Origin of the sequence: Tepidimonas sp. HKU78 (genome assembly GCF_049860815.1) — a bacterium.
Lineage (GTDB): Bacteria > Pseudomonadota > Gammaproteobacteria > Burkholderiales > Burkholderiaceae_C > Tepidimonas.
In genome coordinates this window covers 832,645-850,591 of sequence record NZ_CP187547.1, presented here as the reverse complement: position 1 = coordinate 850,591, position 17,947 = coordinate 832,645, and the positions used below count along the sequence as shown (strand labels likewise).

The following is a 17,947-nucleotide window of genomic DNA, read 5'->3' as shown; positions in this document are numbered from 1 at the left end:
GCCCACGGGCAGCATCGCTCAGGCCAGGGTATCGCCCAACGAGACCCCGATCTGGCGCGCGGCGCGCAGCAAAGGATGGTCCAGTGGCACCGTGCGTGTGCCATGCACCACGTCGGCCAGTGCGACATGCCCCAGCCGCCCACCGTGCAGCGTGACCATGCGGTTGTATTGGCCCTGCATAATGAGCTGCGCCGCCTCGTTGCCGAACTGGGTGGCCAGCACACGGTCGAACGGCGTGGGCGAGCCGCCCCGCTGCACGTGGCCGAGCACGGTGGCGCGCACCTCCGAATCGAGCCGCGGCTGCAGCTGCTCGCGCAGCACGTGCGCCACGCCGCCCAGGCGGATTGGGTCGGGGCTGTCGGCGATGCGCTGCTGCACGGTGCGCTCACCCCCCCGGGGTTTGGCGCCCTCACCGATGCAGATAATGGTGTAGCGCTGGCGCCGCTCGCGCGCGCGGCAGACGGCTGCCACCGCATCGAGGTCGAAATCGATCTCGGGCAGCAGGATCACGTCCGCCGCGCCGGCCAGCCCCGCCTCCAGCGCGATCCAGCCTGCGTAGCGGCCCATGGTCTCGACGATCATCACCCGGCTGTGGCTCTGCGCGGTGGTCTGCAGCCGCTCGATCGCCTCGGTCACCGTGGCCACCGCAGTGTCGAACCCAAAACTGCGCTCGCAGCCCACGATGTCGTTGTCGATCGTCTTGGGCACGCCCACGATGGGCAAGCCACGCTGCGCCAGACCGTGCGCGATGGCCATGCTGCCGTCGCCGCCGATCACCACCAGCGCCTGCAGCCCCAGGGCGCGCGCGTGGGCCAGCACGCGTTCGGTGTCGGCCTCGCTGCGCAGCGGGTTGGCACGGTTGCTGGTGCCCAAAATGGTGCCGCCCCGCATCAAGATGCCGCTGACCGACTCCCAGGTCAGCTCGCGCACGCGCGGCGTGTCGGCCATCAGGCCGCCAAAACCGTCTTCGATACCGATGACCTGCGCGCCACACTGGCGCAACAGCGATTTGGCCACCGCGCGAATGACGGCGTTGAGGCCGGGGCAGTCACCGCCGCCGGTCAGGATTCCGATACGCATCGTCATGAACAGCTCACTCCTGGATCGTTGGGAAGGGGTCGGACTCAGCGTTGCGCGCGCGGCCACAAAGCCCACAGTTGCAGCGGTTGCTTCAGGCCCGCCGCCAGCGGATAGGCGGCATCGCCCCAGCCGACGAAAAAATCGGCGCGCACGGCACCCACGATGGCGCTGCCTGTGTCCTGCGCCAGCACCAGCCGCTGCAGCCGCGCCACGGACCCGCTGGAAGCCAGCCACAACGGGGTGCCGTAGGGAATCGCATCGCGATCGACCGCGACCGAGCGGCCCGGGGTGAGCGCCACGCCCTGCGCCCCGCGAGGGCCGAACTGGGTGTCGAGCGCGCTCAGCGGCTCTTCACGAAAGAAGACGACGCGCGGGTTGACCCACAGCAGCTCGTCGAGGCGCTGCGGGTTGGCCGCGGCCCACGCGCGGATGGCTTCCCAGGTGCCATCGCGGATCTCGCGCCGCTCCAGCAGCCAGCGACCGACGCTCTGGTACGGGTGCCCGTTGTGCGCGGCAAACGCCAGCCGCACGAGCGAAATGCGCCCGTCGGGCTCGAGGATGCGCAGCCGCCCCGAACCCTGGATTTGCAGCAGCAGCGCATCGAGCGGGTCGGCCAGCCAGGCCAGCACCTGGCCCTGCAACAGCTGCTGCACCTGCGGATCGCTGTCGATTTGCTGCCGCGTGTACCACGGCCGCCCGGCGGCACTGGCCAGCGCGGCCGGCGGTGCGTAGAGCGGGACGCGGTAGGGTCCGTGCGCCACCCGGCTGGCCAGCAGCTCGGGCTCGTAGTAGCCGGTCAGCAAGCCGGGCCGGTTGGCCCCGTCCGGCGCCAGCACGCGGTAGGGCTGCAGGCGCTGCATGATCCAGGCATGGCGCTCGGCCTCGTCGCCCAGCGTCAGGCGCCGCATCTCGGCGCAGATGGGGCCCCACGGCGGGGCGGGTCGCTCGCAGCTGCGCAGCCAGGCGTTCCATGCCTCGTGCAGGGCGTCCCGTCCCCAGCCGGGCAGTTCGCTCCAGCGCACCGGCTGCCACAGCGCGGCCCCGCGCCGCACGGGGGGCGGCAGCGGCCTCGCATCGGCCGCCTGCCACGCCGCGTCGAGGGGGGTGAGCACGGCCGGTCCCTCGCCATCCACCGGGACAGGCAGGGCAACCGCGGGCGGTTGGGGAACCTGCAGAGGGGCTGCCGGCTCCACTGCGGGGAGCGTGGGCGCGGGCGGCGACGCATCGGTGACCGCGACGGGTACGCTGCCACAGCCCGCCATGGCGCCCACGACGATGACCGCCCCCCAGCCAGCCACCCGCCGCACCGCCCGACCGATTCTCTTACCCGTTGCCGTCATGACCCTGTTGCTGCTCGAAGCGCTAGGCGCCCTGTTGTTGTTCATCTTCATCGTCTGGTGGACCATGTTCGCGGGCCGCAAGCGGGGCGAGCCGCCCGAGGCCGCGCCCGCACCGGATGCGGCACCCCCGGCGCCTGAGCGCGCGCCCGGGTCTCGGCCACCACCCCCGCCCCCGTCCCCGCACGAGTAAGCGCGCCCACCACGGCTCACAGGCGCCGGTGGCTCAGCGCCGGCAGCCGGCGCCTCACGTCGAGCAGCCGCTCGCGTTCGAGCTCGGCCACCACCACCCCAGGCCCCGTGGCCTGCTGCGCCAGTACCACCCCCCAGGGGTCGACGATCATGCTCTGGCCCCACGTCTGGCGGCCGTTTTCGTGGCGGCCCCCTTGGGCGCTGGCGATCACGTAGGCCTGGTTTTCGATGGCGCGCGCGCGCAGCAGCACCTCCCAGTGCGCTTGTCCCGTCACATGGGTAAACGCGGCCGGCACCACCAGCACGTCCGCCGCCAACAATCGATACAACTCGGGAAAGCGCAAGTCGTAACACACGCTCAAGCCCACGCGCCAGTCGGTGCCGGACCGGTCGCGCAGGGTGAACGCCACCGGCCGCTCCCCAGCTTGCAGCACGGCCGCTTCGTCGTAGCCCTGCTGCCCGTCGTGAAAGCGAAACAGGTGAATCTTGTCGTAGCGTGCCACGCAGCGCCCGTGCGGGTCGAACGCGAGCGACGCGTTGGCCGCGTGCTGCGGATCGTCAGTGGCCAGCGGCACCGTGCCGCCCACGATCCACAGCCCCAGCTCGCGCGCGGCGTCGGACAAAAAATCCTGCATCTTGCCCAGGCCCGGCGGCTCGGCCAGCAACAGTTTGTCGGCGTCGCGCGCGCCCATGAAGCCGAAGTACTCTGGCAACACGGCCAGCTCGGCACCCGCGTGGCGGGCTTGGTCGAGCAGTTCGTGCGCCTGCGTCAGGTTGTGCTCCAGGCTGACGCCGGAGACCATTTGAATGGCGGCGACTTTCATCGGTTTGGCTCCGGGTTGGCATCGGTCGGGTTGGCAACGGGTATCGTACGCGCAATGCGCTCCACCTGGGGGTCGGCCCAGGTGCCCGTGATGCGAAACGTTTGCGTGGCCGCCGCTTGCAGCGGCTCGCGCAGCAGCCACTGCGCAAGGAACGTCCCCAGCCCGGTGACCGGGTTGATCGCTGCGGCCACCAGCGACGCCGTACCGGCGTTGAGTTCCGGCACGACGACGACGGTGAGGTCCTGCGTCTCGCGCACCAGGTCAGCGCGGCCTTCGATGAGCACGGCGGCGCTGACTCCCTTCATTTGCAAATTGTTGGTGCTGGCCACGCCGCCCTCGATGCGGGCATGGCCGCGCACGAAGTCGAACGCAAACCCCTCGCTGAAGACGTCGCGAAAATCCAGTGTCAGTCTCCGCGGCAGCGACTGCAGGCTCAGCACCCCCAGCAGCTTGGCAATGCCGGGGTCGGCCTTGAGGAATTGCCCCCGCTGCACGTCGAGCGCGAGCTCGCCGGACAGGCTGGGCAAGTGTAGCGCCAGCGGCGCGCCTAGCCAGCCGATCGAGCCCTCCAGCCGGCCCCGTCCGCCGCGCAGCGTGCCCGCAAAACCGAAGCGATCCAACAGCGCGCCCGCATCGTCGATGTCGAGCCGTACCTGCAGCGCCGTGCGGCGCGCGCTGGCCGCCTGTCCGGGGGCCGTCAGCGCCGCTGCGGTGGGTGCCCAATTGCCAGTGGCGCTCAGGCGCGCTTCGGGCACGCTCAGGCGCAGCGTCTGCAGCCGCCACTCGCGCGCCGCGACGCCACCCTGCGTGGCATCGCGATTGACGGCCTGCAGCTCCAACCGCCCCAGGCGACGCCCGGCCAGTTCAAAATCGTCCACCACCACGTCCAACGCCGGCATCGAACGCGGCTGACCAGCCAGTCGCTCGACGTCGTCCGCTGCGCTGGGCGGCAGCTGCAGCCGCGCCAGCCGTGCCATCAGCCGCTCCTGCGTGCCGCCGTCGTACTCCAGATAACCGTTGAATTGGCGCGCCACCACCGACAAACGCCAGGCGTCGCCCGCACGCGTGCCGCCGGCCACCAGGGCGTCGAACGGCCGCCCCCCCAGCACCAGCCGATCCAGCGTGATGCCAAACTGGGTTGGCCAATAGGCGGTACCGTCGCGCCAGCCAACGGCGGCGCTGCGCGCGCCAGCCGCCACTGGCGCGGCCGGCTCCAGCGCCGCCGCCCACGCATCGGCGTCCAGCGCGCGCAGGCGCACGACGCCCGCCACCCCCGACACCGGCCAATCGGGCCACTCGGCCCCCAGGGCCAGCCGCCCGCGGCGCACCGTGGTGACGTCGCCTCGATGCTCGCGCTCATACTCGGCGCGCAGCGGCACCCCATCGGCTGCGGGCTCGATACTCAGGCGCAGCCGATCGCGGGTGGACGCCGCGCCGGGCTCAGGGCGGGGTTGCGCCTGGATCGCCAGCGCGACGCGCCAGGCCGATTCCGCCGGCTTGGCCAGCGGCGCGGGCAGCGCCAGGGCCATGCCGCGCAGGTCGGTGTCCACCTGCAGATCCATCCCGTTGGGGCCGAAAGCCAGCCCGAGCGTGTAGCGTGTCGCGCCCTGCGCGTACTGCCCCAGCCAGCGCGCCCAACCCCACGCAGGCGCCGACTGCAGGCCGACGGCGCTGGCGCTGCCCTGGCCCTGCAGGCGGATCACGGCCGCGCCGTCGCGGCGCGTCATGCCACCGGCAAAGCGCAGCTCACCCCCGAGCGCACGGGCGCTCGCCGACGAGAGGTCGAACCCCTGATCGGTGAAGTCGATGACCGCCCGCACACCCTGCAATGCAGGCAGATCCGGCCCCCATTGCACGTCGTTGCCCGCCAGCCGCACCTGTCCGCGCACTTGCGTGCGGTCGGTGTCGTCCAGCGGGATGCGCAGCTGCAACGGCACCTCGACGGTGCCGTCGGCGCGCACCTCGTCGAGCGCCCCGTCGGTCATGGCGCGCAGCGGGGACGCGGCGACGAAGCGCAGCGCCTCCGCGGCCGGGCCACGGATGAGGCCATCGACTTGCAGCAGCGGGGCATCGGCCATGTAGTCGGCGATCACCGCGTCGGCCTGCACCACGCGCAGCGCGGGCTGGCCAAGCACGCCGCCGCTGGCGCGGGCCACCTGCAAGCGATGGCCATCGATGCGCAACTCGGCGTCGAGCGCTGCCAGCGCGGGCCACGGCGCGCTGCCCGCGGGCAGCAGCGACGGCGGCGCGTAGTCGAGCACCACGTCCTGCAGCTGCGCGCGCACCTCGAACGTGCCTTGGCGCGCGGCGGCGAATGGAAAGTCCCACAGATCGCCATCGACGCGAAACGTCGCCTGGGCCACCCGCCCAGCCCGGATCGCCGCACGCAGATACTGCCGTGTATCGGCCCCCACGTTCAGCGGCAGATAACGCACCACGCGCGTGCCGTCGGCGCGCGTGAGCCGCAGGTCGAGCTGCAGCAGCCCGGGAAAGCGATCGCGCGCCGCGCTGCGCGCCGGGTCGGCGGTGCGCCAGCGCAGGCGGCCGCTGCCCGCCGCGTCGGCGTTGGCAAAGCTCAGTTGCTCGACGTCGAGGGCGATGTCCGGGCCGTCGAGCGTCCAGCGCAGCTGCGCGTTCAGCTCGTCGAACGCCAGACGCGGTTCCTCGAAAACACCAGGGAACGTCAGCGCCCCGCGCCGCAGCGCCACGCTGGCGCGGCCGCCGCGCTCGTCGAAGGCAAATTCGGCGTCCACGCCCTCGACCCCCGGACGCCCGTAGGCGGGCGCCTTGTTGGCGTTGTCGCCCGGTACCACGGCCGCCGCTGCGCCAGGGCGCAAGGCCAGCCCCTGCACCCGCCCGCGCGCCGACCAGCGCTCGGGCGCGCCCGGGCGCTCCGCGGCCGACCAGCGCACCACGAGCCCTTCGGCGATGCCCGCGGGCTGCGTGGCCAAGGCCCAACGGTTGACCGCGTCGCCCAGCGGCAGCACGCGCGCGAGCCGTTGCAGCACTCCCAAATCCAGTCGGTCCGACGTCAGCATCCAGCGGCGCAGCGCGCCATCGCCCGCCTGCGCCAGCTCGAAGCGCACATCGCCACGTGGCCATTCGGCACCGTCGGCGGTGGTGATGGTCAGGCCCTGCGTGGTCCAGACCATCGTGTCGCCATCGCGCTGCACCCCGAGCCGCCCGCCCAGGTGGGCCACGGCCAGCGGCTCGATGTTGGTTTCCGCTGTGCGCGCCCAGGCAATCTGCACGTCGCTCCACTGCACGTCCGCGACGGCCGCGCGCCATTGGCCGCGCTGCACGTCGGCCCACAGCCGCAAGGCCCCCGTGGCCCGCCCCGCGCGCACGCCCCACAGCGCCGCGGTATCCACGTACTGCCCCAGCCGCTGCAGGTCCAGCCGCGGCGCCTCGAGGTACGCCTCGCCCGACCAGTCGCGCCAGCGCCCAGGGTGGGTCTGCCACAGCGGGCGGCTGAAGCGCCCCCGCACACTGAAGCGCTCGCCCCACTCGGGTGGCGGCGTGGCGTCGAGCCGAAATTCGTGCCGCCAGCCGGGATTGCGCACGACGATATCCACCTGCTCGAGCACCAGGGGCGGGGCATCTGGGCGCTGCTCATCGACCCAGCGCACGCGTCCGCCGCGCAGCGCAAACTCGCGCTGCCCGAAAAACCAGTCGGCCGCCCGGCTGTCGCCGGGGGTGGCGTTGACGTCCAGTCCCGCGACCTGCAATCGGCCATCTGCGAGTCGCCGCACCTCGAGCACCGCCCCCTCGATGGCGAGCTGCTCGAATCCCACGCGCCACAGCGACGCCACCGACAGCGCCGCTTGCACCCGCGGCAGGTGCAGCGCCTCATGGCCTTGGGCATCATGCAGCCGCACGTCGCGCAGCGTCAACCCTGGCACCGGCCCAGTGGCAGCTGCCTCGATCGCCCCCACCGTCACCCGCACCCCCAGGGCGCGTGTGGCCACCGCCTCCAGCGCCGGACGCCATGCCTCGGCCCGCGGCACAATCCAGAACTGGAGAGCCCCCCACGCCACCCCGAGCAACAACCAAACGGCCACCACCCCTGCGAAGAGGAGCTGCGTCGCCCGTGCCCACAGGCGCAGGCGGCGAGACGCGGGAGAGGAGGCCATCGGTGCAGTCACACGAAATTATGATGTCGAGCGCTTGCGTTGGTTCGCCCAACGCCGACCACAGCCGGTTCGTGCAACGCATCCGGCGCCGCTACGAGACCGAACGCCACTGGTTGCCGCCGGGTGTGCCTGACGCTGCTTCGTTGCGCCAAACTTGGCAAACGCTGCGTGCACACGGCCACGACGTGCCGGCGGCCCTGCGCATCGTGCGCCACCTGACGCTGGAGCGATTGGCGGTACTCGACTGTGAACAAGGCGCGCCATTGTCGGCCATCACACACGCCATGACCGCGCTGGCCGAACTGGTGCTCGATGAAGCCGCGCGCGCCGCACGCGCCGAACTCGACGCCATCCACGGCCCCCCGCAGGCCGGCCCCCAGCGGGCGGGCACGCCGCTGCCCCCCGATTTGCAGGCCGAGCCTGGGCGCTGCGGCTGGTGGATCGTCGGCATGGGCAAGCTGGGCGCGCGCGAGCTTAACGTCTCCAGCGACATCGACCTCATCTACGTCTACGAGACCGACGGCGAGACGCGCGGCGATGCCCAGGGGCGCCAGCGCATCACCAACCACGAATATTTCGCCAAGCTGGTCAAGCGCATGCAGGCGCTCATCAGCGAGGTGACCGAGCATGGGCAGGCGTTTCGCGTCGATCTGGCGCTGCGCCCCAACGGCAACTCGGGCCCGCCGGCGGTACCCCTGGGCGCGTTGGAGGACTACTTCCAGGCACACGGCCGCGAGTGGGAGCGCTTCGCCTGGCTCAAAAGCCGCGTCGTCGCCCCGGCCGACAGCGCCTGCCGCGACGGCAGCGGTGCCTGGCTGCGCCCGGTGGTGCTGCCCTTCGTCTTTCGGCGCTACCTGGACTACGCGGTGTTCGACGCCCTGCGGCGTCTGCACCAGCAAATTCGCGAACACGCGGTGCGGCGCGCGGCCGGCCACCCCGAGCGCGCGCACGACGTCAAGCTCTCGCGTGGCGGCATCCGCGAAATCGAGTTCATCGTGCAACTGCTGCAGGTGGTGCGCGGCGGGCAATTCCCCGAGCTGCGCACGCGTCCCACACTGCAAGCGCTGCAGCGCGTGGCCGATGCGGGCCTGATGCCCGCCGACAAGGCGCGCCAGTTGGCCGACGCTTATGAGTTTTTGCGGCGCGTGGAGCACCGCATCCAATACCTGGACGATCAGCAGACGCACATCCTGCCCACCCGCGACGACGACTTGCTGTGGATCGCCCACACCATGGGCTTTGACGGAGTGCCGGGGTTTTTGAGCGCGCTCGATGCCCACCGCGAGGTGGTGGCGCACGAGTTCGACACGCTGCTCGGCGGCCACGGCAACGGGGGGTGCGCCGGCAAGGGGTGCCACGGCACCCGCGCCGAGCCCGACGACCTCACGAGCCTGCTACCCGACTGCCCCCCGGCCTTGGCCGAGCGTTTGCAGCCGTGGATCGACCACCCGCGCGTGCTGGCCTTGCGCGACGAGGCGCGACAGCGGCTGGTGCGGCTATTGCAGCGCACCGTGGCATGGATCGACAACGGGCGCGTCAGTGTCGAGGCCGCCGTGCGCTTGGTGGACTGGATCGAGCCCTTGCTGCGGCGCGAGAGCTACCTGGCCCTGCTGCAAGAGCGGCCCGCGGTACACGAGCGGCTGCTGCGCGTGTTGGGTGCGGCGCGCTGGCCTGCCCGCTACCTGCTGCGCCACCCCGGCGTCATCGACGAACTGGCCAGCGCCGAGCTCTACGCCACGCGCTTCGACCCCCAGGCGTTCATGGCCGACCTGGAAGCGCGCCGCTGGGCCCTGCACAAGACCGGCGAAGACGACGACGAGGCGCTGCTCGACTTGCTGCGCCGCGCGCACCACGCCGAGGTGTTTCGCACCCTGGCGCGCGACGTGGAGGGGCTGCTGACGGTGGAGCAGGTGGCCGACGACTTGAGCGCGCTGGCCGACGCGGTGCTGGACATCACCGGCCGCTGGTGCTGGCAGCGCCTGAAAAACCGCCACCGCGACGAACCACGCCACGCCATCATCGGCTACGGCAAACTGGGCGGCAAGGAACTGGGCTACGGCAGCGACCTCGACATCGTCTTCGTGTATGACGACGACGATGAGCGCGCGCCCGAGGTGTACGCGGCCTTCGTGCGCAAACTGATCAACTGGCTGACCGTCAAGACCGGCGAGGGCGACCTGTTCGAAATCGACACCGCTTTGCGGCCCAACGGCAACTCGGGCCTGCTCGTGACCAGCTTCACGGCTTTCGAGAATTACCAGCAAAACCGCGGCAGCAACACCGCGTGGACCTGGGAACACCAAGCCATGACGCGCGCACGCTTCGTGGTGGGCGCGCCTGACCTGCGCGTGCGCTTCGACGCCGTGCGCGAGGCCGTCATCACCGCCGAGCGCGACCGCGCCGCGCTGGCGGCCGAAATCCGTGCCATGCGCCAGCGCTTGTACGACGCCCACCCCGTGCGCGCGGGGCGCTTCGACCTCAAGCACAGCCCCGGGGGCATGATCGATGTCGAATTCGCCGTGCAGTACCTGGTGTTGGCACACAGCCGCAAGCACCCCGCCTTGCGCGACAACGCGGGCAACATCGCGTTGTTGCAGCGGGCCGAATCCGCGGGGCTGCTGCCAACGGGCGTGGGGTTGGCTGCCGCCGACGCCTACCGGCGCCTGCGCCAGCTGCAGCACCGCGCCCGCTTGGACGACGCCAGCACGCAGGTCGACCCCGATGCGGTGCGCGACGAGGCGCGGGCGGTGCGGCGGCTATGGACACAGGTCCTAGGCGAAACCACGGGCTGAGGCAGGGCCGCCGCATACCCCCTGTGCCAACGCAGCCTTGTCACCGCCCCGCCCTGACGACGAGCGACGCTCGTAGGATGGTGGCTCGGTTCAATGTTCATCCGTCGAGAATCGCACGGTGAAGGCCCCCTGGTATCCTCTCCTCGCGGCACTGGCTGCCGTGGTCCTGCTGCCCATGAGCACCCCTATCCACGCCTCTGCCCAAGCGGCCAACACCGCTGCGAAAACCGATTGCCCCGCCATCTTGCAGCACCGCTTCGACCGGCTGCAGGATGAAAAGCCGCAAGATCTTTGCCAGTACGCGGGCAAAGTGGTGCTGGTCGTCAACACCGCCAGCTACTGCGGCTTCACCGACCAGTACAAGGGCTTGGAGGCGCTGTACCGCCGCTACCGAAACCGGGGACTGGTCGTGCTCGGTTTCCCGTCCAACGACTTCGGGCAACAGGAGCCGGGCAGCAACCAACAAATCGCCGAGTTCTGCGAAAACACCTACGGGGTGCAGTTCCCGATGTTCGCCAAGAGCAGCGTGCGCGGCCCGCAAGCCAACCCGCTGTTCAAACAGTTGGTCGAGCGCACCGGCACCACGCCGAAGTGGAACTTTTACAAATACCTGATCAGCCGCGACGGTCGCACGGTGCTGGCGTACAACAGCCTGGTTTCGCCGGAAAGCGACACCCTGCGACGTGACATAGAGCGGCTGCTGGTCAATCCTTGATGGGGCTCAGCGTGCGCCTACTGACGCGTTTTCAAGCGCTTCCACCCGGCGCGCGCCGTTGAAGCGGCGCGCCCAGTAGCGGTCGTTCATGTCGCTGACCTTGACGCTGTCCCCCTTGCTGGGTGCGTGGACAAATTTGCCATCGCCCAAATACACGCCCACGTGGCTGAAGGCGCGGCGCATGGTGTTGAAAAACACCAAATCCCCTGGGCGCAGTTCGTCCTTGGTGACCGGCGTGGTGACTTCGGCCTGCTCGGCCGCACGGCGCGGCAACCACAAGCCCAGCGTGTTGGCGTACACGTAGCGCACGAAACCGCTGCAGTCAAACCCCGTCTCGGCAGATCCACCGCCAAAACGGTAGGGCACCCCGATCAAGCCCAGCGCCGTGCCCAGCAAGCGGCCCGCGACATCGCTCGTCTCGCTACCAACGGTGTGCAGCTGGCCCATCCACGCATCGATGGCTCCCCGTGCTGGCGCGGCCTCTGCTGCACCCTCGACCCCGAGAGGAGCGGCATGGACGGCCAGGCTCAACAGCCCGGCCAGACAGACAAAGACGATGCGTCGCATGGCGCGGCATCGTACCAGAACCGAAAACCGACCCGGCCGTGCTTGCCCGACTGCGGGGGTGATCCCCTCAAGCACCGGCGCTCGCGCACGCCAGGGCGACGCCGACGGCCAGCCGATGCAGCGCCTGCCAGGGGTCGGCCGGCCAATCCGGCGCCGTCAACCCTTTGACGATACCGTCCACCGTCTGCGCCTCGACCAGCCAGCGCCCGGTCTGCGTGCTGCGCAAGCGCGGCAACAACCGCTCGTAGCGCCGCTCGCGCGCACCCCACACGCGGGCTTCGCGCAGCGCCAGTGGCATGGGCTGCCCCTGATCCAGCGCCAGCCGCACCCGGTGCAGCGCGCGCACCTCCTCGGCCAGCGCCCAGTGCACGGGCACGGGCGCCACACCTTCGGCCCGTAGCCCGTCCAGCATGCGTTGCACGCGGGCCACGGCACCATCGAGCACCGCCTCGGGCAGACCGAAGGGGTCGTAGCGCGCCACGTCCAACACGGCCGTGCGCACCTGCTCGAAGGACAGCTCCCCGGGTGGATACAGCAGCCCCAGCTTGGCGATCTCTTGATGCGCCGCCAACAGGTTGCCTTCGACCCGATCAACCAAAAAGGCCAACGTGCGCTGCCCTTCGTCACCCGCGGCAACGTGTTGGCCCTGGGCTTGCAGGCGTTGCGCGATCCACATCGGTAACTGGGCACGCTCGACGGGATCGACGCGTACCACCACACCGTACGCCTGCAAGGCGGCAAACCATGGGCTCTTGAGCGTCGCCGCGTCCAGCCGTGGCAGCAGCACCAGGGTCACGGTATCCGCCGCAGCAGCGGCCGACTCGGCCAGACGCTGCAACGCCAGCGCCCCGTCTTTTCCCGGTTTGCCAGACGGGATGCGGACCTCGATGAGGCGCTTGTCGGAAAACAGGCTGAGCGCCGAGCCGGCCGCCAGGATCGCGCTCCAGTCGGTGTGCGCACCGGCGACCGTGTAGACTGTGCGCTCGCTGTGCCCCGCGGCACGCACCGCGGCCCGGATGGCGTCGGCCGCCTCCTGTGCCAGCAGCGGCTCGTCGCCGTGCACGACGTACAACGGCGCCAGCCCGCGCCGAAGCTGAGCCGTCAACTGGGCGTGGCCGATTTGCATGGGCGAATTGTAGAAGCCGTGTCACACTACGGGCCTGTCTGTTTTGACACCCTGAATCGATCATGACAACGACGGTTGGTATCGAAACCGTGGCGCTCGTGGGCGCGCCCACGGACATCGGCGCTGGCGCGCGAGGCGCCTCGATGGGCCCGGAGGCACTGCGCGTCGCTGGACTGCAGGCCGCACTGGAGTCCCACGGCCTGCGGGTACTCGATCGCGGCAATCTCGGCGGCCCGCCCAACCCGTGGCAGCCAGCGGTGCAGGGCTACCGCCACTTGTCAGAGGTGGTGGCGTGGAACCGTGCCGTGCACGAGGCGGTGTATGCCGAGCTCGCGCAGGGCCATCTGCCCATCCTGCTGGGCGGCGACCACTGTCTGGCCATGGGCTCGATCAGTGCGGTCGCACGCCACTGCCGCGCACAGGGCAAAAAGCTGCGCGTGCTGTGGCTGGATGCGCACGCCGACTTCAACACCGCGGCGCTGACACCAAGCGGCAATCTGCACGGTATGCCGGTCGCATGCCTATGCGGCTTCGGCCCCGAAGCGCTGGTGCGCCTGGGCGGCGACGCCCCTGCACTGCACCCGAGTCAGGTGCGCCAGATCGGTATCCGCAGCGTCGATCCGGGCGAGAAGCGCTTCGTGCACGAGCAGGGCCTGGAGGTGTACGACATGCGCTACATCGACGAGATGGGCATGCGCCACACGATGGAAATGGCGCTCGCCGGGCTGGACGCCGACACGCACCTGCACGTCAGCTTCGACGTCGATTTTCTCGACCCCGAGATCGCCCCGGGTGTGGGCACGACGGTACCCGGCGGGCCCACCTACCGCGAAGCGCAACTGTGCATGGAAATGATCGCCGACACGGGGCGGCTGGCCAGCCTGGACGTGATGGAGCTCAACCCCGCGCTGGACGTGCGCAATCGCACGGCGTTGTTGGCGGTGGACCTGATCGAGAGCCTGTTCGGCAAGAGCACGCTGATGCGCGAACACCAGGCGCGACGCGGCAGCTGAAGCGCTGCGCCCCGCGTTCAGCGCAGCGGCACGGCAGCAAGCCGCACCAACCACTGGCGCACGATCGCCGTGCGCATGTCGTCGAACAGCAGCGCCTCTTCGGCTTCCTTGCCCAGCACCACGGTCTCGGAAAAGCTCAGCTCGCGCTCCTGCGAGAGTTCGGTCTCTGGGATCAGTTCGACCCCCGCCGGCGTGCGCAGGGCGAAACGCACGCGCCGCCGCAGCGCCAGCTCGCGCACCTGACCCGCCGCAGTGGTGCCCACCACGACGCGCTCGCGCTGGTCTTGCAATACCTGCAGGATCACATCCGCCGCCGGTGGCGGCGCGGCGGGCGTGGTGGTGGCAGCCGCCACGCCCGTGCCCGTGACCACCACCCCGGCCGCTTGCAGCTGCGCGCGCAGGCTCTGCAGCACGTCGCTGTCGGCCGCGGCCTGCAGGCGCAGGGTGCGAAAGCCGAAGCGCCAGCCGGTGCCACGCAGCCGAAACCCGCAGCCCCCCAGCCCAGCCGCGGAGATGAGCACGCCCCCTGCCGCTGCCAGCCAGGCGCGTCGCGCGACCATGGTCACACCACCACGTTGACGAGGCGGCCCGGCACCACCACCACCTTGCGCGCGGGACGGCCCTCGCCGTACTTGGCGAACTCCGGCGACGCCAGCGCTGCCGCCTCGATCGCGGCGCGGTCGGCCTCGGCCGGCACGGTCAGGCTGCCGCGCAGCTTGCCGTTGATTTGCAGCACCAGCTCGATTTCGTCACGGCGCAACGCGGCCTCGTCCACCGTCGGCCACGGCGCATCGAGCAAGTCGCCCATCGTTTGGGCATACCCCAGCGCCTGCCACAAATGGCTGGTCAGGTGCGGGGTGACCGGATACAGGCAGCGCAGCAAGATGCCCATGCCCTCGATCAGCGCCACCCCACCGCCGGGCTCGTCGCTGGAATCGAACGCCTCCAGCGCGTTGAGCATCTTCATGCAGCCCGACACCACGGTGTTGTACTGCATGCGCTGGTAGTCGTAGTCCACCTGCTTGAGCACGGTGTGGATTTCGCAGCGCAGCGCCTGCGCCCGCTTGCCAAAGCGCACCTCGGCCAGCGACGACGCCCCTTGCACCGACTGGGTGGCCGCGCTCCAGTCGGACTGGGCCAGGCGCTGCCCCAGCGCCCAGACGCGGCGCAAGAAGCGGTGGCTGCCTTCCACTGCCGCGTCGTTCCACTCCAGCGTGGCCTCGGGCGGCGCGGTAAACATCGTGTACAGGCGCGCGGTGTCGGCGCCGTAGCGGTCGATCAGGTCTTGCGGATCGACGCCGTTGTTCTTGGACTTGGACATCGTGCCCACGCCCTCGTAATCGATGGGCGTGCCGGCGGGCAGCACGCCGTCGGCGCTGGGCACGTCGCGCTTGAGGCGCGCGCCCACGGTCTTGCCGCTGGCGTCGAGCACGGGCTCGACGTCGTGCGGCCAGAAGTATTCCTTGGCCCCCTTGGCGGTGCGGCGGCTGTAGATGTGGTTGAGCACCATGCCCTGCGTGAGCAGGCGCTGGAATGGCTCGTCGATCGCCACCAGCCCCAGATCGCGCATGACCTTGGTCCAAAAGCGCGCGTAGAGCAGGTGCAAAATGGCATGCTCGATGCCGCCGATGTACTGGTCCATCGGCATCCAGTAGCGCGTGCCCTCGCCCACCATGGCGTCGGACAGCTGCGGGTCGCAGTAGCGCATGAAGTACCACGAACTGTCGACGAAGGTGTCCATGGTGTCGGTCTCGCGCCGCGCGGGCTTGCCACAACGCGGGCACGGCACGTTCAGGAACGCCTCGCACTTGGCCAGCGGGTTGCCGCTGCCATCGGGCACCAGATCTTCGGGCAGCACCACGGGCAGATCCTCGTAGGGTACGGGCACCGGGCCGCAGTCGTCGCAGTGGATGATGGGGATCGGCGTGCCCCAGTAGCGCTGGCGGCTGATGCCCCAGTCGCGCAGACGGTACGTCACCTTTTTCTCGCCCAGCCCTTGGGCCGCCAGCAGCTCGGCCACCTTGTCCACCGCCGCCTGGTGGGGCAGGCCGTCGAGCACACCCGAATTCACACACACCAGCGCGCCCGACTTGTCCGCGTACCAGTCTTGCCAACGCGTGGGGTCGAACGTCAGCGCCGCCTCTGAGCCGGGCGCCGGGCCGATGACCTGTTTGATCGGCAGGCCGTACTTGCGCGCGAACGCGAAATCGCGCTCGTCGTGCGCAGGCACGCCCATGACGGCGCCGTCGCCATAGCCCATGAGCACATAGTTGCCCACCCACACCGGCACCGCCTCACCGGTGAGCGGGTGGCGCACCACCAGCCCCGTGGGCATGCCCTCCTTCTCCTTGAGCGCGAGTTCCGCCTCGGTGGTGCCGCCTTGCTTGCAGCGCTCGATGAAGGCAGCGAGCGCCGGGTCGCGGCGCGCCGCCAACTGCGCCAGCGGATGCTCGGGCGCCACGGCGCAAAACGTCACCCCCATGATGGTGTCGGCGCGGGTGGTGAACACGTGCAGCCGCCCGTCCTGGATCAGGCGGCCGTCCTCGTCGCGGATGTCGTGCGGGAAGGCAAAGCGCACGCCGACGCTCTTGCCAATCCAGTTCTCCTGCATCAGGCGCACGCGCTCGGGCCAGCCGTGCAAGAAGTTGGGATCATCCGGGTTGGCCACGGCCGACAGCAGCTCTTCGGCGTAGCGCGTGATGGCCAGGTAGTAGCCGGGGATCTCGCGCTTTTCCACCAGCGCCCCGGTGCGCCAGCCGCGCCCGTCGATGACCTGCTCATTGGCCAGCACCGTCTGGTCTACCGGGTCCCAGTTGACCACTTGGGTCTGCCGGTAGGCGATGCCCTTTTCCAGCATCTTCAGAAACAGCCACTGGTTCCATTTGTAGTAGTCGGGGGAACACGTGGCGATCTCGCGGCTCCAGTCGATGGCCAGGCCCATGGCCTGCATCTGCCGCTTCATGTAAGCGATGTTGTCGTACGTCCAGCGCGCGGGCGGCACGCCGTTTTTGATGGCCGCGTTTTCCGCTGGCAGCCCGAAGGCGTCCCAGCCCATGGGCATGAGCACGTTGTAGCCCTTCATGCGCAGCTGGCGCGCCATCATGTCGTTGATGGTGTAGTTGCGCACGTGCCCCATATGCAGCTTGCCGCTGGGGTAGGGCAGCATGGAGCAGGCGTAAAACTTGGGGCGCGACGCGTCTTCGCGCACGCGGTAAGCGTCGCGCGCGGCCCACTGGGCCTGCATGGCGGCCTCCAGGTCACGTGGCGAGTAAGGAGCGGTAGCAGCGGTCATGGAAGCGAAAAGGATTGGCACACGGGACGCAATCCCGCGACGGGTTTGCCGCGATTGTAGAGGGGGCCGTGCGCCAGATACCACCCGGGCCCCGCGCACCGCCAGTGCAGGCAGCGCTCAGGCCAGCACTTCGGCCAGGAACTGGCGCATGGCCTGCCACGAGCGCGCATCCGCGCGCGCGCTGTAGACGGTGCCGAAGCCGGGATCGTTGGCCTCGGGGTTGGTGAAGGCATGCATCGTGGCGCCATAGGCGTGCAGCTGCCAGTCGGCGCCCGCTTGCGTCATCTCGCGCGCAAACGCCAGCACCGCCTCCGGCGTGGCCATCGGGTCGTCCCATCCGTGCAGCGCCAGCACTTTGGCGCTGATGGCACGGCCCGCGGTGTTGCCCGGCGGGGTGAACAGCCCATGAAAACTCACCACCCCGCGCAGCGGCAACCCCGTGCGCGCCATGTCCAGCACGCTCAGGCCGCCAAAGCAAAAGCCGATGGCCGCCAGCCGCTGCGCGTCCACCTGCGGCTGTGCCGCCAGCGTCTGCAGCGACGCCGCCAGGCGCGCTTGCAAGCGGGCCCGGTCCTGCACCAGCGGGGTCATGAGGGCGGCGTTTTCCTCTTTGGTGCGACCGCGGCGGCCCTTGCCGTACACGTCCATGGCAAAGCCCACGTAGCCCAGCTCCGCCAGCGCGCGCGCCTTGCCGTCCTCGAACGCGCTGCGCCCGGCCCAGGCGTGGGCCACGGCTACCGCGGGGCGGGGGCCCGGCTGGCGGTCGTCCCACGCCAGCAGTCCTTCGAACACGTCGCCGTCGTGGGTGTACTCGATGGTGCGGGTTTGGATGGTCATGGGCGTCTGTCTCCTGTGCTGCTCGTGGGGCCCGATGGG

The 17,947-nt window shown here is 70.2% G+C and carries 13 protein-coding genes; 4 read left to right on the top strand and 9 right to left on the bottom strand.

Annotated elements, in window-relative coordinates; translation table 11 throughout:
• Window positions 1-18 precede the first annotated feature (18 nt).
• Together ACPYIS_RS04145 and ACPYIS_RS04140 are read right to left on the bottom strand one after the other, a co-directional pair.
• Window positions 19-1,080: a 6-phosphofructokinase gene (locus tag ACPYIS_RS04145; protein ID WP_424895230.1), complete on the bottom strand. Its 1,062-nt coding sequence runs from the start codon at window positions 1,078-1,080 to the stop codon at window positions 19-21.
• A 44-nt stretch (window positions 1,081-1,124) separates the two neighbouring features.
• On the bottom strand, window positions 1,125-2,486 hold the full coding sequence (locus ACPYIS_RS04140) for an MltA domain-containing protein (protein ID WP_424859969.1): 1,362 nt from the start codon (window positions 2,484-2,486) through the stop codon (window positions 1,125-1,127).
• On the opposite strand from ACPYIS_RS04140, the gene ACPYIS_RS04135 reads away from it, so the two are divergent.
• Entirely contained in the window at window positions 2,419-2,610 is a 192-nt protein-coding gene (locus tag ACPYIS_RS04135) for a hypothetical protein (protein ID WP_299020805.1), read from the top strand. The two genes, ACPYIS_RS04140 and ACPYIS_RS04135, sit on opposite strands and share 68 nt — an antisense overlap.
• 16 nt (window positions 2,611-2,626) lie before the next feature.
• Here ACPYIS_RS04135 and ACPYIS_RS04130 read toward each other — a convergent pair whose 3' ends face one another.
• Window positions 2,627-3,433 (bottom strand): carbon-nitrogen hydrolase family protein, encoded by an 807-nt coding sequence (locus tag ACPYIS_RS04130; protein WP_424859970.1) that lies wholly within the window; start codon window positions 3,431-3,433, stop codon window positions 2,627-2,629.
• Window positions 3,430-7,566, bottom strand: coding sequence for a YhdP family protein (locus tag ACPYIS_RS04125; protein WP_425973898.1), 4,137 nt, complete (start codon window positions 7,564-7,566; stop codon window positions 3,430-3,432). Before ACPYIS_RS04125 ends, ACPYIS_RS04130 begins: the two co-directional genes overlap by 4 nt.
• A 23-nt stretch (window positions 7,567-7,589) precedes the next feature.
• Here ACPYIS_RS04125 and glnE point away from each other — a divergent pair, with 23 nt between their 5' ends.
• Together glnE and ACPYIS_RS04115 are read left to right on the top strand one after the other, a co-directional pair.
• A complete protein-coding gene (gene glnE / locus ACPYIS_RS04120) occupies window positions 7,590-10,358 on the top strand; it encodes a bifunctional [glutamate--ammonia ligase]-adenylyl-L-tyrosine phosphorylase/[glutamate--ammonia-ligase] adenylyltransferase (RefSeq protein WP_424895231.1) in 2,769 nt (922 codons plus the stop codon).
• 175 nt (window positions 10,359-10,533) lie between these two features.
• Complete coding sequence (locus ACPYIS_RS04115) at window positions 10,534-11,073, top strand: glutathione peroxidase (RefSeq protein WP_299020800.1); 540 nt, start codon at window positions 10,534-10,536, stop codon at window positions 11,071-11,073.
• A gap of 6 nt (window positions 11,074-11,079) precedes the next feature.
• On the opposite strand, the gene ACPYIS_RS04110 is transcribed toward ACPYIS_RS04115, so the two are convergent.
• Together ACPYIS_RS04110 and holA are read right to left on the bottom strand one after the other, a co-directional pair.
• Window positions 11,080-11,640 carry a C40 family peptidase gene (locus ACPYIS_RS04110; RefSeq protein WP_299020799.1) on the bottom strand — a complete coding sequence of 187 codons (561 nt, stop codon included), beginning with the start codon at window positions 11,638-11,640 and terminating at the stop codon, window positions 11,080-11,082.
• 67 nt (window positions 11,641-11,707) lie between these two features.
• The gene (gene holA, locus ACPYIS_RS04105; RefSeq protein WP_424859973.1) at window positions 11,708-12,766 is read right to left on the bottom strand and encodes a DNA polymerase III subunit delta; all 1,059 of its coding nucleotides are present in this window, start codon (window positions 12,764-12,766) and stop codon (window positions 11,708-11,710) included.
• A 62-nt stretch (window positions 12,767-12,828) separates the two neighbouring features.
• Here holA and rocF point away from each other — a divergent pair, with 62 nt between their 5' ends.
• A complete protein-coding gene (gene rocF / locus ACPYIS_RS04100; RefSeq protein WP_424859974.1) occupies window positions 12,829-13,779 on the top strand; it encodes an arginase in 951 nt (316 codons plus the stop codon).
• A gap of 17 nt (window positions 13,780-13,796) precedes the next feature.
• Here the strand turns inward: rocF and lptE are convergent, their stop codons facing one another.
• The 3 genes from lptE to ACPYIS_RS04085 all read right to left on the bottom strand — a co-directional run bounded on the left by lptE (window position 13,797) and on the right by ACPYIS_RS04085 (window position 17,908).
• A complete protein-coding gene (lptE, locus tag ACPYIS_RS04095; protein WP_424859975.1) occupies window positions 13,797-14,339 on the bottom strand; it encodes an LPS assembly lipoprotein LptE in 543 nt (180 codons plus the stop codon).
• A gap of 2 nt (window positions 14,340-14,341) precedes the next feature.
• Window positions 14,342-17,071 (bottom strand): leucine--tRNA ligase, encoded by a 2,730-nt coding sequence (gene leuS / locus ACPYIS_RS04090; RefSeq protein WP_424859976.1) that lies wholly within the window; start codon window positions 17,069-17,071, stop codon window positions 14,342-14,344.
• A gap of 117 nt (window positions 17,072-17,188) precedes the next feature.
• Complete coding sequence (locus tag ACPYIS_RS04085) at window positions 17,189-17,908, bottom strand: dienelactone hydrolase family protein (protein WP_424859977.1); 720 nt, start codon at window positions 17,906-17,908, stop codon at window positions 17,189-17,191.
• Between the last annotated feature and the right edge of the window lie 39 nt (window positions 17,909-17,947).